General features: G+C 45.4%; 13 protein-coding genes. 8 read left to right on the top strand and 5 right to left on the bottom strand.

Annotated elements, in window-relative coordinates:
- Window positions 1-229: 229 nt before the first annotated feature.
- A complete protein-coding gene (locus AC6RGY_RS05810) occupies window positions 230-481 on the bottom strand; it encodes a hypothetical protein (protein ID WP_499860445.1) in 252 nt (83 codons plus the stop codon).
- A gap of 112 nt (window positions 482-593) precedes the next feature.
- On the opposite strand from AC6RGY_RS05810, the gene AC6RGY_RS05805 reads away from it, so the two are divergent.
- Entirely contained in the window at window positions 594-1,091 is a 498-nt protein-coding gene (locus tag AC6RGY_RS05805) for a hypothetical protein (protein ID WP_499860444.1), read from the top strand.
- Between the two features lie 66 nt (window positions 1,092-1,157).
- Here the strand turns inward: AC6RGY_RS05805 and AC6RGY_RS05800 are convergent, their stop codons facing one another.
- Window positions 1,158-2,348 carry a CapA family protein gene (locus tag AC6RGY_RS05800; protein ID WP_499860442.1) on the bottom strand — a complete coding sequence of 397 codons (1,191 nt, stop codon included), beginning with the start codon at window positions 2,346-2,348 and terminating at the stop codon, window positions 1,158-1,160.
- Between the two features lie 167 nt (window positions 2,349-2,515).
- Window positions 2,516-2,974, bottom strand: a complete 459-nt coding sequence (locus AC6RGY_RS05795) for a Dps family protein (RefSeq protein WP_499860440.1) — start codon at window positions 2,972-2,974, stop codon at window positions 2,516-2,518.
- 170 nt (window positions 2,975-3,144) lie between these two features.
- On the opposite strand from AC6RGY_RS05795, the gene asnS reads away from it, so the two are divergent.
- The 3 genes from asnS to AC6RGY_RS05780 all read left to right on the top strand — a co-directional run bounded on the left by asnS (window position 3,145) and on the right by AC6RGY_RS05780 (window position 7,768).
- The gene (gene asnS, locus AC6RGY_RS05790) at window positions 3,145-4,434 is read left to right on the top strand and encodes an asparagine--tRNA ligase (protein WP_499860438.1); all 1,290 of its coding nucleotides are present in this window, start codon (window positions 3,145-3,147) and stop codon (window positions 4,432-4,434) included.
- Between the two features lie 227 nt (window positions 4,435-4,661).
- A complete protein-coding gene (locus AC6RGY_RS05785) occupies window positions 4,662-5,387 on the top strand; it encodes a DnaD domain protein (RefSeq protein ID WP_499860436.1) in 726 nt (241 codons plus the stop codon).
- A gap of 113 nt (window positions 5,388-5,500) precedes the next feature.
- Window positions 5,501-7,768, top strand: a complete 2,268-nt coding sequence (locus tag AC6RGY_RS05780) for a YheC/YheD family protein (RefSeq protein WP_499860435.1) — start codon at window positions 5,501-5,503, stop codon at window positions 7,766-7,768.
- Between the two features lie 150 nt (window positions 7,769-7,918).
- Here the strand turns inward: AC6RGY_RS05780 and AC6RGY_RS05775 are convergent, their stop codons facing one another.
- Entirely contained in the window at window positions 7,919-9,157 is a 1,239-nt protein-coding gene (locus tag AC6RGY_RS05775) for a UDP-N-acetylmuramoyl-tripeptide--D-alanyl-D-alanine ligase (protein WP_499860433.1), read from the bottom strand.
- A gap of 360 nt (window positions 9,158-9,517) precedes the next feature.
- Between AC6RGY_RS05775 and AC6RGY_RS05770 the strand changes: the two genes are divergently transcribed.
- Window positions 9,518-10,255 carry a hypothetical protein gene (locus AC6RGY_RS05770; RefSeq protein ID WP_499860430.1) on the top strand — a complete coding sequence of 246 codons (738 nt, stop codon included), beginning with the start codon at window positions 9,518-9,520 and terminating at the stop codon, window positions 10,253-10,255.
- 211 nt (window positions 10,256-10,466) lie between these two features.
- Entirely contained in the window at window positions 10,467-11,840 is a 1,374-nt protein-coding gene (locus AC6RGY_RS05765) for a nucleotidyltransferase family protein (RefSeq protein WP_499860428.1), read from the top strand.
- A gap of 10 nt (window positions 11,841-11,850) precedes the next feature.
- Here the strand turns inward: AC6RGY_RS05765 and AC6RGY_RS05760 are convergent, their stop codons facing one another.
- Window positions 11,851-12,480 carry a LysE family translocator gene (locus AC6RGY_RS05760; protein ID WP_499860426.1) on the bottom strand — a complete coding sequence of 210 codons (630 nt, stop codon included), beginning with the start codon at window positions 12,478-12,480 and terminating at the stop codon, window positions 11,851-11,853.
- 287 nt (window positions 12,481-12,767) lie between these two features.
- Between AC6RGY_RS05760 and AC6RGY_RS05755 the strand changes: the two genes are divergently transcribed.
- Window positions 12,768-13,298: a DUF7948 domain-containing protein gene (locus tag AC6RGY_RS05755; protein WP_499860424.1), complete on the top strand. Its 531-nt coding sequence runs from the start codon at window positions 12,768-12,770 to the stop codon at window positions 13,296-13,298.
- Window positions 13,299-13,337: 39 nt separating this feature from the next.
- Entirely contained in the window at window positions 13,338-14,852 is a 1,515-nt protein-coding gene (locus AC6RGY_RS05750; RefSeq protein WP_499860422.1) for an SBBP repeat-containing protein, read from the top strand.
- Window positions 14,853-15,100: the final 248 nt, after the last annotated feature.

The raw sequence follows: 15,100 nt of genomic DNA, 5'->3' as shown, positions 1-15,100 counted from the left end.
GAGACTTTCATAGACAGCAAAAAACCAGGCACGTAGCCTGGTTTTTTGCTGTCTGTATGCTAAAAAGATGATTCGTCATAAATCCCGCTGGTAATGAACGAATGGGATCGATCCCTTTTCTTGTGCGACTTCCTCTGTGAAAAGAAAGTGAAATCTGTTTTTTTCGAGTACTCGTTGCGAGGGTTTATTCACTGTGGTTGTTTTGGCTTTCAAGGATTTTATGGGGTATTCAGCTTTCGCTCGCTCGATTATGGTGGTTAATGCGTCCGATCACTTTTCCCTCTTCATTAAAAATAAGGTGAAAATAAGAAAGACCTTGCTTCTGTTCGTTTAAGAGGTCTTCCAAGCGCGCAAGAAAGGTGGGGTAGTGATAGTACGCATCACCGCGGCTCGGGACCATGGTCTCAAAATATAATCGGTTCTCGTATTCAAATTGGTAAAGTAAAGAGGCATCTTGTTGTGAGAGTTGTTTGATGTCCATGTTTTTCCTTCCTCATGGTGTTGTTTGAATGATTGAAGATTAAGGTGCCGTTTCCTCTCCTTTCTACTGATCATACAATAGAATAGATTCTTAATGAAAGGAGGGGGTCAGAGTGAATAATAGTAGTCGTATAGATAAGCAAGTGAAAATGGCGCAAAGTGGCGGATTTGATGTATTATTTCGGAGGCAATTTACGTTCTTAGCAAATGATGAGACATTTAATTGTATTACAGATGCGCTGTTTCGGTTAGACGTTAATGTATTTGCTACCACTTATGCTAAATTACCTTCCGGCGTGAATGTTGTCCGTTTTGTTGTCGGTCCGCAAGAAGGGAACCAAGAACAGACCAATCTCTTAATGAGAGGAGTTCTTCAGTTTTTTAATTCTCCTAGTCAAGAAAAACAGGTTCTCCAAGTGTTCGGTTTTCCATCGGGAATTCCGGGAGTGCTCAATACGATTTATGGATTACTATGGTGTCGGACAAAAGTGAATGTGATCTATCTTGGAGAACAGACGCAAGCGATTGTGGATGTAGATAATCCAGTACTAGGAAGAGGGATTTTAACATCGGGCATTTTGGACGTGTGCCCGAAAACGTGTACACGGTAGTACTTTTTTCTTGGCAACGAGTACCCCGACCGAAGAATCTTCCTTGCGATCGGGGTGATAGGATTTTTACTCATCTAAGGAGAACACAGGGAATGCTTGATGCTTTTCCATCAGCGTGGTCGTATTTATCCAAGTATCTTGTAGTTTATCATGCGGTACCTGGGGGATGCTGCTGTCATAGGCATTTTGCTCTCCTGTTACGGGTAAGATCGTGTAATGCTTTTTTCCATTTTCATGATAGATATGCCTGTAGGTAGGGACGTAAGTGGCTTTCTCAAAGGAAATTTCGTTTGTATCTGGATTTTCAGTGAGTGTGACATAGACGAGTATTCCCTCATCTGTATGTTTATATTGTTGGTTCGAGATGGCGTTTCCCATTGAATAGATGACAAACTTCTCTTCTCCATTCACCTGCGACTGTTTCATGGGCTGTAGAACATGGGGATGTCCACCAAAAACCACATCGGCTCCGCTAGCAAATGCTTCTTCAACGATTTTTTGTTGCCCTTCGCTGGGTGAACGTTGGTATTCAGGCCCATAGTGGAAGAAGACGATGACCGCTTCTGCACCGGCATCTTTACTGGCTTGGATGTCTTGTTTCATTTTCTCAGGGTCAATGCGATTGACGAGGTATTCTTTTCCTTCAGGAACGGGAAGCCCATTCGTATGTTCGGTATAGGCTAAAAAAGCTATTTTAATGCCATTTTTCTCGACGAGTACGGGTTTTTGTTCTGTTGCGCTGGGTGCCGTACCGATGGGTGTGATTCCTTCTTGCTGGAGAATTTGATAGGTACGGATGAGTCCATCTTCTCCTGTGTCCATGGAATGGTTGTTGGCTGTCGTTAACAGATCAAAGCCTGCTTGATGCAAGGATGTAGCGAAGGCATCAGGAGCATGAAAGCGTGGATATCCACTATAAGGGCGACCCTCACCCGCAAGGGTGGTTTCTAAGTTTCCGATAGCAAGATCGGCTTCTTCTAAATACGGTTTGATTTCTTGAAAGAAAGAGTCGTATTGATAGGTACCATCCGCTTGCTTACCTGCCTGGATCTGACCGCTGTGCATCATGAGGTCCCCCGTGGCTGCGATCGTGACGGTTCGTGGAGGTGCAGGTTGGGGCTCTTCTTTTTTCTTTGCGTCCGTCTCCTCCTGCGAAGATTCAGAGGGTTGCGGATCAGCAGACAGTGAACAAGCCGTGATGAGTAAGGAAGTGAGAAGCAACAAGAGAAAAGAGATGAATGTTTTACGTGAATACATGGTATCCTCCTCAATGGAATCTAGTGTCTAATGTATATTTTATACGAATTAGAATATAAATGAAAAGGTTAGCAAGTCAAAATTAGAAAGAAAGATGGGGGATGGCCCGACAAAAAAGCCAAGGAAGCTCCCTTGGCTTGATAAATAGCGAAATCCTTGTACATTGATTAATCCCGAACTAAGAACGACTCTAACATCCATGTATGTTTTTCCGTCTGTGTGTGTATGTGTGTCAGCATATCGGCTGTTGGATGATCGCCTTCTTGTTCCGTAATATGAATGCCTTGATGAAGATCGGAGATCAACATACGAAAATCATGGGCGATGCTACGCACCATCTGTTCCGATGTTTCATTTCCAGTGGCTTCTGAGATGGAGGCTTCTTGTAAATAATCTTTCATTGTTCCGATGGGTTTGCCTCCGATTGCAAGTAAACGCTCAGCTAAGTCGTCCACATATTTGGCAGATTCAGTATAAAACTCTTCAAATTTGGTGTGAAGCTCGTAAAAGTTTTTTCCTTTGACGAACCAGTGAAAGTTATGGAGTTTTACATAAAGAACACTCCAGTTGGCAATTTGCTTATTAATTACTGTCGAAATGGTTTTGCTAGCAACATCTTGGATCATCTCATCACCTTCCACATTTTTGTGTGACTCATGGTGGAGTTCTATTTGTGAGCTTAACCAGCACACCTTGCTTTCATACTGGATATTTGTTCTAATACTCTCGTTGACGTAAGTAGGAGACGAGCGGTATAATGGCAGGAAGTTTATAAGATTTTAGGGGGGAAAATGGGATGCCAACATTAATCAAAGATGTCTCTAGTCATGTTGGACAAGAAGTCAAGTTGGGGGCTTGGCTTTACAATAGACGATCCAGTGGAAAAATCCAGTTTTTGCAGCTACGTGATGGAACAGGATTTATTCAAGGGGTCCTGCTTAAAAAACAAGTTGAACCGGAAGTATGGGAAAAAGCACAATCCCTTACTCAGGAAAGCTCGCTATACATATGGGGAACTGTACGTGCAGATGAGCGTGCTCCTAGCGGGTACGAGCTGGATGTAACCAAGGTTGAAGTGATTCAAATCGCCGGTGAGTATCCCATTGCGTTGAAAGAACACGGCGTAGATTTTCTCATGGATCATCGCCATCTGTGGATGCGTTCTCCACGTCAGCAAGCGATATTACATATCCGCGGAGAAATTATTAAAGCGATGCAGGCGTGGCTCAACAACCATGCTTTTACGCTGGTGGACCCACCGATTTTGACACCGGCTGCTTGTGAAGGAACAACGGAACTTTTTTCTACGAAGTACTTTGAAGAGGATGCTTATTTATCGCAGAGTGGACAGTTGTATGCAGAAGCGGCGGCGATGGCACTGAACCGCGTTTATTCCTTTGGTCCCACGTTCCGTGCAGAAAAATCGAAAACCCGTCGCCATTTGATTGAGTTTTGGATGATTGAGCCTGAGATGGCTTTTGTTGAGCATGAGGAAAGCTTAGAGATGCAAGAGCAATTCCTTACCTACATTGTCGAGCATATTTTAAGTACATGTAAAGAGGAATTGCAAACGATTGGCCGTGACGTAAGCAAGCTAGAAAATGTGAAGGCTCCTTTTCCGCGCATTACCTATGATGATGCGGTGGAACTTCTTAACCGCGAAGGATTTGAATTTACTTGGGGAGATGATTTCGGCTCACCACATGAGACGAAGATTGCGGAATCCTTTGAGCGTCCGGTTTTCATTACTCACTACCCAACAGAGCTGAAGTCCTTCTACATGAAGCCTGCCCCTGGACGACCGGAAGTGGTCCTATGTGCAGATTTAATCGCACCAGAAGGATATGGAGAAATTATTGGTGGAAGCCAGCGGATCGATGACCCTGAACTACTCAAACAGCGCTTCGACGAGCACCAATTGCCACAAGATGTTTATCAATGGTATTTAGACCTACGCGAATATGGGACCGTTCCACACTCCGGCTTTGGTATCGGATTGGAACGCACGGTGGCTTGGATTTGTGGCTTGGAACACGTACGGGAAGCCATTCCGTTTCCACGGATGCTCAATCGCATGTATCCTTAAATGAAGGCAAGAGGCTAGAGAAGAGGAAGAGGAAAGAGCAGGTTGTCTCGGATGAATATCCGTATCCAATCTGGTGAAGTCGAATAAGAATCCGTTTGCCTTTGTATAAGGTGGAAAAACGGATTCTTTTTTCGCTCTTTCTGTCAGGGATGCGGATGCTTCTTCTATTTTCAAGCCTGTTTTTTTCTTTTTTTGGTTGCTATAGTAGAAGGCGAGAGGTGGAAACAATGAAAGAGATAACTAGGCCTCAATTAGCGATGATACAGCTCTTGGAACAAGGGCATGTCTCCGTACCGGCTACGCTGATTTCTGAATATGCCAAGTTAGGACTATCAGAGGGACAAGTGATGCTCCTCCTACAGCTACTCCATTTCAAAGAAAAAGAAGGGAAATCCTTTCCTACTGTCACGGAGCTGGAGGGAAGGATGAGCGTGGGAGCGGATGAAATTGTTGGTTGGTTACACACCCTAATCCGTGATCAATTTCTAGCGATTGAAAAGAGTGTGGATGAGCATGGGCTACATAGTGAGCAATACAACTTGTCCCCACTTTATCAACAGTTAGCGGATAGGCTGATCAAACAAGAAGAGAAATCCGCTACGCATCAATCTGGAGCGAGTTATGAGAGCATATTTCAATTGTTTGAACACGAATTTGGCAGGCCTCTTTCCCCGTTGGAATGCGAATCGTTGGCTCAATGGGTAGATGAAGACGGTCACTCGGAAGAATTGATTCAACTGGCACTGCGAGAAGCGGTGTTTAGTGGCAAGATTTCCTTTCGCTATATTGATCGGATTTTGTTAGAGTGGCAGAAGAAAGGAATTCAAACGTCTGCTGAGGCGATGGAGCATACGAAAAAGTTTCGCCAGAAGGGAATCCTTTATCAATCTGCGAGCGAACAGCACGCAGAGGCTTCTCCCGGTAACTTTTCCTTTTATAAGTGGGTGAAATAAGAAGTAGGCAGGGGGCTTTCTATGCACCTGTCTATTTTTTATTGATATAGACAGCTGTTCCCTTCCTTTTAGCCTGTGCAGCATATGGATATAGGGAAGAAGGAGGGGATTAAATGACACATGAAGTGGGTGTTTTGGTTAGTAAAAATACCCTGAAAGCGGGACTAAGAGGTTGTTCCCCCTATGAATCATTTGCGCTCTATGATTTATATGGAAAGAAGTATGGAGTGCAGCCACTCTTCTTTTCATTGAATGATATAGACTTTCGCAAACGAGAAGTGCGAGCGTATACCCGGACGGGGGCAGGGCGTTATGAGGCCAATCGCTATCCACTACCACGCTGGATACATCATCGTGTTCGTCCCTTTGGTCGATCGTCGGTAGAGCAGTTGAGGCGTCTAAAGAATATTAGTCACTCAACATTATATAATGCCAACAACCGATTGGATAAGTGGGAGGTCTATCAGTGCTTGTGTCAGGAGGAGAAGCTGAAGTCCTATTTACCGGAGACGGCTCGGCTGTCCTCTGTGGAGGTAGAACGGATGCTAGCCAAACATAAGCGCGTCTATCTAAAACCCTCTAACAAAAGCTTAGCGATTGGGTTGCTAAAAGTAGAACAAACAGCGGATGGGAACATTCATCTCTCGTACCCAACAAAAAAGCCACCTTGCACGTTAACTCCAGCAGAATGGCAAAAGCAGTTGCAGCAACTCGTCAACAAAGGGAACTATCTTGTGCAACAAGCGATTGATTTAGCGACCTTGGAAGGAAGTCCGTATGATTTGCGCGTCTCTGTCTTGCGCGGTGAAGAAGGCAAGTGGCAAGTGGCAGGGCAGGTGGCTAAAGTAGGTCCAAACCAAGGAATTGCTACCAATGTGTCTGTTGGAGGTCGAGCGCTTCCCTTCCGTGCTGTCTACCATCTAGATGCTCCTTTCGAGAAAATAAAGGAAAAAATCGATGAGGTGGTTATACAGGCTGCGACGCAACTGATTCACATGGACGATGGATTGGCCGACTTGGGATTTGATATTGGAGTGGATCAGGAAGGGAAAGTCTGGATTATTGAAGTGAACGGTCGAGATCTGCGCATTACATTCCGGCAGGCGAGAGAATTTCAGTTATGGAATCGTACTTTTGAATTTCCGATGGCCTATGGTGCTTATTTAGCGAGGCAGGCTAGCGAAGAAGAACAGGTGACACCAGTGAAGAGAAAAGCGGGGATGAAGGCGGGGATGAAAGCGGTCGTTACTCCAGGTGATCTGCCTCTATCGGGAGTGGGTGCCGGCTCGGTTGAAATCTCTGTACGTGAAACAGTCAGCATCGAGGCGAAGCAGGAGCAAATCTGTGTTACAGGAAAACAAATTCCCTCACTGGGGAAAGCGATTCCGATTGAATGTCAGGCGACAGGCTCGTCGTTGTATCTGAAACAAGTATCTTCACAATTAAAGCGAGTGCAACCAGAAGTGATCCGTATTGAGAATCGTCCATTGTATGTAGAACCTTTGCGGAAAGTGTGTCCGGATGCACGCATTCTTCTCTATTTACACTCAGAACGATTTCTCTCTCCTCCCTATGGGAGTCTGCAATCAATCCGGAGTGGTCTAGCAAGTTGTGACTATATTCTGACCAATAGTCATTTCATGAAAAGGCAGATTGCGCAACGTTTTTCTAGTTGTGCCGGTAAGATTGAAGTGATTCCCTTGGGGGTAGATACCAATCGGTTCTTCCCGATCAGTGCAACAGATGATAGACGGAAGAAACTTCAGCAAAAGCAGGGGCTATTGGGGAAAAAGGTTATTTTGTACGTGGGAAGAATTATCGCCCAAAAGAGTGTTCATGTCTTATTGGATGTGCTACCAGAAATCAAGCGAGCCCATCCAGAGGCACATCTCCTTATTGTAGGTAGCACGCACTATCGGGGCAATCGGAGCACTCGCTATCTACGCTTAGTAAAGCAGAAGATGGAACGGGTCAAAAATGACGTCACCTGGATTCCCTCCACTTCTCACGAAGAGCTCCCTCTATATTATCAAATGGCCGACCTGTTGGTTACTCCTTCACGTGGAAGCGAAGCATTCGGACTTGTGAACCTAGAAGGGATGGCGACGGGTTTACCGATTATATCGACAACCAATGGTGGGATTTCCGAGGTGATAGAGGATGGAGTAAGTGGCCTCTTGCTTCCTGCTCATCAGATGCAGGAAAGACTCGCGGATGGTTGTATTGAGCTATTACACAATGGGGAAAAAGCAAAACGTCTCGGGCAAGAGGCACGTAAGCGGGCACAAGAGCAGTTTAGTTGGAATCAGGTTGTATCCCGCTATCAGAATCTGTATGCCAAAATGAAGGGGATACCCTATTCAGAGGCAGGAAATCAATAGCTTCTTTACTGATAAAAAGAAAATTCCTCCTTTTGCTGTGGAGGAGTCGTGAATGATAGACAGGAGTGGAAAAACGCTCTCTCATATCTAAACAAGTTTGCAACACAAACTTGGAGCGGAAAGAAAAAGCCCCGTAGTCAAAAACGGGGCTTATTTTTTACGTCGATTTAAGGAGCGAACAATGCCTTCGAACTTTAATTTGCGTGAGGCTTTGAGGTAGATGGCACCATTCTCTGGCGTTTTGTGTGAGAGATAAGGTGCGACGTCTCGTGTGTGATTGAAGTGAATGATTTGATTACGCTTCATCCCATTTTGAATGGCAGACTCACTGATAATTTTTCCATATCGACCGACGGTGATCAGCTTGACGAGTGGAATATCAGCCACGATATTGCCTATATATTTATGCCAATAATTTGTCTGGTTTCCCAGCTCAAGCATATCACCTAATACAACCAATGTGGGTCGATAAGGAGCGATTTGAGCCATCACCTGAAGGCCTGCTTTCACGGAAGAGGGGCTGGCATTCCAGGCATCATTAATGATCAATCTTCCTCTGCTATAAGGAATCGGTTGCATTCTCATTTTGGGTCCTTTAAGTTGCAACAGTCCCTTTCGGATGTTATCCACTGAGATCCCGAGGTTGTGAGCGATTCCAATGGCAGGCAATGCATTGTAAACATTGTGGATTCCAATCATCGGAACCGTGATCCCGCCCTTCGACACACCATCAATCAGGAGATTAAAAGCCATTCCTTTGGTTGTTAGTCGTACATCGGTTGCACGTAAATGTGCTTTGTTATTTATGCCGAATGTTTTTACTGTTCCGTTAAAACGTTTGGTGTTTAGTTTGGCTGAACGTTTATCGTCCGCGTTTAGAAAGACGACACCGTTTTTTCTCATTCCGGTGATGATCTCCTGTTTCGCCTTTACGATGGTATCCAGTCCACCGAGACTGCCGACATGTGCTTCCCCTACATTGGTAACAACTCCGATGTGTGGACGGACGATGGAACATTGCTTCGCGATATTGCCGAGTGATTTCATTCCCATTTCTAGCAACAAAATTTGATGGGAGCCATTGAGTCTGGTTAAATACCTTGGAAGGAAGGTGGCTGTATTTAAATTGCCTGTTGTTTCGACAAAAGAGTAATGCCTCTTCAATATGGCCGACACCATAGAGGAGGTGGTCGATTTTCCAGAACTACCCGTAATGCCGATTACCGTGGGGTTATGCTGTTTCCAATTCCAGTAGCCTAGTTTCCAGAAAGCAGTATAGGCATCCCACACTTTGATGAGTGCCGTTTGTGAGGGAAGCTGAACGTTGCCGAGTGATTGAGGAACCACCACGCCTAAGGGCTTTGCTTTTCGGATACGCTCCAACTGCAATGACCAATTGCTTCTCTTCGTGTAGAAGTAAAGGTGGTTGGATTGGAGGTGTTTTGATTCACCGAAATTACACACACGAACCAGTTGATTTCCCTGGCTTTTTATGAGCTTACCACCCATAATTCTGACGCAGGTGTTCAAACGGATGGGTTTCGTGGTAGACCCTCCTTTCTTCTTTCTTCACAGAATTTAAGATGTTCTCTGGTCAGTACTAAGGTATTCAAAAAGAAAAGGGTTTGGTTGGGCAGAACAAGAAATTTGATGAAGGGTCATATTTTTGTGTAGGATATGGTAATATCGGATGGAAGGCTCTTTTGCCGCGATCAGAACTTCTAGCGTGCAGTGGAGAGGAGATTAGTGATGTTGAAACGGTTAACCCTTCTTATTATTGGAGTGAGCTTATTAGCTGTTCTTTCTGGGTGTGGTACCCTCATGACAATGGCAAATGAAGAGGTAGAAAAAGCAGCGGAGCAACAAATGGGGCAAGTGGAAAAGTTGCAGGAGAGAGAAGAGCAACAAGATAAGGAAGCAGAAGAGGCTGTTAGGGAAGAAGAAAAGGATACGGAAGAGCTAGAGAAAATTGACCCGACGGATACAAATGAGCAAGAAAACTTTACATCGGAAGTGATCTACGGGTTGAAAATCAACTTAGACGATCAAGAATGGGTGAAGGTAGAAGAAGAGGATAGAGGAGAAGAAGGAGAGTATACGAATTTAGCGATTGAAGGACAAGGGGAAAATTGGTCGGAACAGGTGGATATTCTTTATTATGACCAGAATGATATGCAAGGGACGGGTTATACGGCCTCAGTGGTTATGGAACAGGTAATTGAAAACATGAAGCAGGAGTCTGGGGTAACTTATGACTTTAACCTGTTACAAGAGGGTGACGAGGATGCGATGGTTATGTTTACAACAAAGCCATTAGATCCAAAATTCGTTCATACGACGACCCTCTCGCGTGTGCTTGTCACAGAGCAAGGGATCTATTTTATTGATTATGTCTACAACGGTATCCCGATCCCGGATGAAAAGAAAGATCAATGGATTCAATTATTAAATCAAGCGCACCTCCCAGGTAGTGACACCTCTTTATAATTAAATAGACTCTTCACCTAAACGAAAACATCTCCTTATTGTGGATAGGTAAAACCACTTTGGTTTATCCATGACGAAGGGGATGTTTTCTTGTTTTATATTTATCTAATATAAGAAAATAGCATATACATATTTTTTCATTCACTCATAAAATACATTGTTATGAAATGGTTTGGGGGCTTTTCATAGAGTGCAGAAAGGAGGAGGTTGAATGAAAGCCGTGATTCTTGCCGGAGGAAAAGGGACAAGGTTGAGACCGTTAACGGACCATCTCCCAAAACCGATGGTTCCGTTGCTGGGAAGACCGTGCATGGGATACATGCTGGATCTCTTAAAAAAGCATGGCATTACGGAAGTAGTAATCACCGTCTCCTATTTGGCAGATAGTATAAAAGAACACTTTCAAGATGGCTCGCAATGGGGGATGAAACTTACCTATTTTGAGGAAGAGATTCCTCTAGGCACAGCAGGGGGAGTGAAAAATTGCCACTCCTTTTTAGATGAGACTCTTTTGGTTATTAGCGGGGATTCCTTGACGGACGTTCATCTGGGTAAGGCGCTTGCTTTTCATAAGCAAAAGCAAGCGCAAGCGACGATTGTACTCAGCCAAGTGGAGGAGCCCCTGAAATATGGAATGGTGATGGTGGATGAGCAGGGTCAAATTGAGCGTTTCCATGAAAAGCCCCGCTGGTCAGAAGTATATAGTGATCTTGTTAATACAGGGATGTATGTGATTGAGCCTTCTGTCTTCTCTCTTCTCTTAAAGAAAAACGAGGCTTACTTTGAGAAAGACATCTTTCCTGTAATGTTACAAAAGAACCTTCCTCTCTATGGCTATGTGATGGAAGGATATTGGCGTGACATCGGTTCACTCGAAATGTATCGCCAAGCGCAGGTAGATATGATGGAGAAGCGCGTGCAGGTGGACCTGATGGCTGATGAGATCTCAGCCAATGTCTATATGGAATCCGGAGTAAAGATGGCTTCCAATGTAAAGCTAGAGCCACCCGTTTATATCGGTGCAAAAAGCCACCTGGCCACAGGGGTGAAAGTAGGAGGGCGCACGGTCATTGGCTCGTATTGCGTTATAGCAGATACTTCCCATGTGGAAGAAAGTATATTATGGAGTAACACGCATGTAGGGGAGCAGGTTCACATGCAGGGAGCGTTATTAGGAAGCCAAGTGACGGTTGGTAACCGTGCTGTATTGGAGCCAACCTCAGTTATCGGAAGTGATGAGCGAATAAAAGATAACAGCCATATTGGAGCTGGGAGTAAATATACATCTTCACTAGTGATCACCGAAGTTGACCAACCTTACTGGCCTCTCCATCATGTACGGGGGAGATGCCCTTGTCCGCGCAAGCGAATTGCTGCCGTCATGGCAAGCCTGGTGGAAACGATGAGGGGCAAACGGATGGAGTTTGCTGAGGGCTTAAAAGTGTATGAGCAGGGTGGATGGGTGGTCCTTTATCCAGATGGTGAACGGGAAATGATTTACTTGTATACGCAAGGAAAAAGTAACACGCAAGCAAGTGCCTTATTAGCGGAATATACAGAATGGATAAAAAGATCCATTCCTTAAAGAATGGATCTTAGGAAATATCCGAGAGCACCAAGTTAATTGCAAAGGCAATGAAGATAACGGCTTGTCCATATTGCAGGCCTTTTAGAACACGTGGTTTTTTCAACAATTTGGTTCCCACCCATTCGGCAGCGAATGAGACCAGCGTGAAGATGACGAGTGCTTGCAACATAAAAATAACCCCTAGCAACAAGCTGTATAGGGTAGGATGATCGATATCAGGCGAGATAAATTGTGGAAAGAGCGCGAGGAAGAACAAGGCGACTTTGGGATTCAGTACATTCATCAAAAACCCCTGCCGGTAAAGCACTGAGGCCGCTAAGGATTTTGTCTCCGTGGTAGGTGCCTCTACCGTCGGCTGTTCTCGAATGGCTTTCCATGCGAGAAAAAGGAGGTATCCAGCACCTAATATTTTCAATATGAGAAAAGTAACAGGCGACTTTTGTACAATGACTGAAATCCCCAGCGCCGCTAGGGTCGTATGTACGATTACTCCCGTACATAAACCGAGGGCTACATAGATACCCGCTCGATAGCTTTGTACCATGCTTTGTGTCATGACATACAAGATGTCCGGTCCTGGAGCGAGTGTAAGCACGATCGCAGCAGCCAGGAAAGTAAGAAGATTGACAATGTCCATATTTTCACCACCTCAAGTATCTCCTTCATTATAAGGCAAATCCCTAATGTTGACGAGGTTGAAAATATGTAAATGAATTGTGCTAGCGGAAGGGAGTCCATGTGAACACGCGGACGAGTACGCTCACGTTAACCTTGCAAGAGGAGAAGGATCAGGAGAGCTAAGGTAGGAGTGTCCCGGTTGATATCGGTTGAAAATTGATTTTTCTAGACATATACACATTCCCGGATGGGAGATCACTTCATAGGATAAAGCATCTTAAGTGAGGTCCAATGGAGGGCTATGTCATGAAAAGAATCAAGGACGTATCATCACCCAGACGGTGGTTTCACCCCCGAGAGGACATGAGAGAAAAGAGGAAGGTGTTTGTTGCCGAGGGGGAAGGAATCCAGTACACCTTTTTTCCTGAGGGAGTAAGGTTTACGCTCAGTAAATCGACGGAGGTATTCTTACGGTTTGTGGGTGGCGGTGAAGATGTGCTTCCCCACAGGGTCGATCTACCTGGGCGAGAGGAGAAAATCGCCTACCAGGACGTGTGGCCGGGCATCGATGTCGTTTTCTATGGACAGAATGAGCAATTGAAGTACGATATCTGGGTTCATCCAGGTGTCTGTGTCGAAGCTGTGCGATTGCGATATGAAGGTGCAGAGGACATGGGAATTAATGAACAAGGCGACTTATTGGTGTATACCCAAGCAGGGACTCTTTGCGAGAAAAAGCCCGTCAGCTTTCAAGAGATAGCGCAAGGAAAGAGGCCGATTCCGACCCACTTTCAGAGAAAGGAAGACGGCTGTCTTGGCTTTCACCTCGAAGCTTAAGCATACGATGCTTCCCGCCTGCTGATAATTGACCCAGTGGTGTTTTATTCGACATATCTGGGGGGATCTCAGCTCGATAGAGGTCAAGGTATTGCTGTCGATTCGGCACGTCGTGTGTATGTGACAGGAAGTACAAATTCGTCAGATTTTCCTACTACCTCGGGTACATTCCAGACCTTGTTTGCGGGTACCAGCGATGTATTCGTATCCAAGTTTAGTGAAAGCGGGAGCTCATTACTCTATTCCACTTATATTGGTGGGGAAGGAGCGGATATAGGAAATGCCATTGTGGTTGATACGATTGGAAATGCGTATGTGACAGGAAGTACAAATTCGGATAACTATCCAACGACGTCGGGGGCTTTTCAGACCATTATACTCGGTGTGCAATCTGCTTTTGTATCCAAATTGAACGTCACGGGGAGCTCCCTGATCTACTCCACTTTCTTAGGAGGGAGTAACAATGATAGTGGAAATGCCATTGCTGTTGATGGTAGCAACCAGGCTTATGTGACGGGATCAACCAGTTCGGTCAATTTCCCCACCACTTCGGGTGCTTTTCAAACCACTTTTCCTGGTGGTTTGAATGATACAAATGCTTTTGTTACCAAGTTTAACGCAACGAGTACTTCCTTGGTGTACTCGACGTTTTTAGGAGGAAACAATACCGATGTGGGAAATGGAATTGCCCTCAATGGAAGCAATCAGGCTTATGTGGCTGGTTTTACAGCTTCCATTAATTTCCCTGTCACATCAGGAGCTTTCCAGACGACGCTAAATGGACCATCTGATGCCTTTATCACGAGGATGAATTCCCTGGGATCTTCCTTGGTCTACTCCACATTCTTGGGGGGGAACGGAGGAGAGAGAGGAGTAGCTATCGATGTGGATGGGGGCAATCAGGCTTATGCGACAGGATCCACTCGATCTACTAACTTCCCGACTACCAATAATGCTTTCCAGACTCTCCTGAAAGGCATACAGGATGCGTTCGTGACCAAGTTAAATCCCGCCGGAAGCAATGTGGTGTACTCCACTTATTTAGGCGGTGGCGGTATCGAATTAGGGATTGGTCTTGCCCTCACCTCTTTTGGAGAAGCATGGGTGACAGGACAAACGAATTCCACGAATTTTCCTGTTACCTCAGCTGCTTTCCAAGATAGCTTGGCTGGAGGATATGATGTTTTTGTCACGCAGATGAGCTTCTCGGGACAAGGAATTTCTTTTTCCTCGTATTTAGGAGGAACACAAGACGATTTTGGAAATGCTGCTACGGTGGATAATCAAGGCAATGCTTATTTTACTGGAGAAACTTCCTCTACGAATTTCCCTGTCACCTCTTCGGCCTTTCAAAGTCTGTATAGTGGAAGCACAGACGCTTTTGTCACGAGAGTGGGACAGCAAGCAGGCGTGACCGGTCCGACCGGTCCAACAGGAGCGACGGGTTCAGCTGGAGCGACCGGAGAAGCGGGAGATCGCGGACCTAGAGGGAGACGTGGACCGAGAGGCCCACGTGGACCGCGTGGGGCAGGCGGAGGAGAGTTTGGCGGATAGAGAGCGTATCCGGTTTCTATTATCGGCTTAGTGATTCATTTGTGAATAGAGAGCTTTTTTGCGCTCGATCAAGGAAGTTATCAGAGGCGTGCACATGAGGCAAGGGATAGGGAGACAGAGGTAGGAAACCCGAAGTTCCCGGCTGACATTGTTTTTACAGCACAAGAAGGTAGAGGTTGACTGTGAATGGGCATGAGAAGGGTCACCTTCGATGAGTAGGAGAAGGAGTCGGATGGGACCAACCTCGC

This window comes from Mechercharimyces mesophilus, from assembly GCF_059818345.1.
The sequence above is the reverse complement of the archived record's forward strand: the minus strand, read 5'-3'. Positions and strand labels throughout refer to the sequence as shown.

Coding starts and splice junctions, on each gene's coding strand:
- AC6RGY_RS05810 (WP_499860445.1), bottom strand. CDS start 481: ATGGACATCAAACAACTCTCACAACAAGATGCCTCTTTACTTTACCAA.
- AC6RGY_RS05800 (WP_499860442.1), bottom strand. CDS start 2,348: ATGTATTCACGTAAAACATTCATCTCTTTTCTCTTGTTGCTTCTCACT.
- AC6RGY_RS05795 (WP_499860440.1), bottom strand. CDS start 2,974: ATGATCCAAGATGTTGCTAGCAAAACCATTTCGACAGTAATTAATAAG.
- asnS (WP_499860438.1), top strand. CDS start 3,145: ATGCCAACATTAATCAAAGATGTCTCTAGTCATGTTGGACAAGAAGTC.
- AC6RGY_RS05785 (WP_499860436.1), top strand. CDS start 4,662: ATGAAAGAGATAACTAGGCCTCAATTAGCGATGATACAGCTCTTGGAA.
- AC6RGY_RS05780 (WP_499860435.1), top strand. CDS start 5,501: ATGACACATGAAGTGGGTGTTTTGGTTAGTAAAAATACCCTGAAAGCG.
- AC6RGY_RS05770 (WP_499860430.1), top strand. CDS start 9,518: ATGTTGAAACGGTTAACCCTTCTTATTATTGGAGTGAGCTTATTAGCT.
- AC6RGY_RS05765 (WP_499860428.1), top strand. CDS start 10,467: ATGAAAGCCGTGATTCTTGCCGGAGGAAAAGGGACAAGGTTGAGACCG.
- AC6RGY_RS05760 (WP_499860426.1), bottom strand. CDS start 12,480: ATGGACATTGTCAATCTTCTTACTTTCCTGGCTGCTGCGATCGTGCTT.
- AC6RGY_RS05755 (WP_499860424.1), top strand. CDS start 12,768: ATGAAAAGAATCAAGGACGTATCATCACCCAGACGGTGGTTTCACCCC.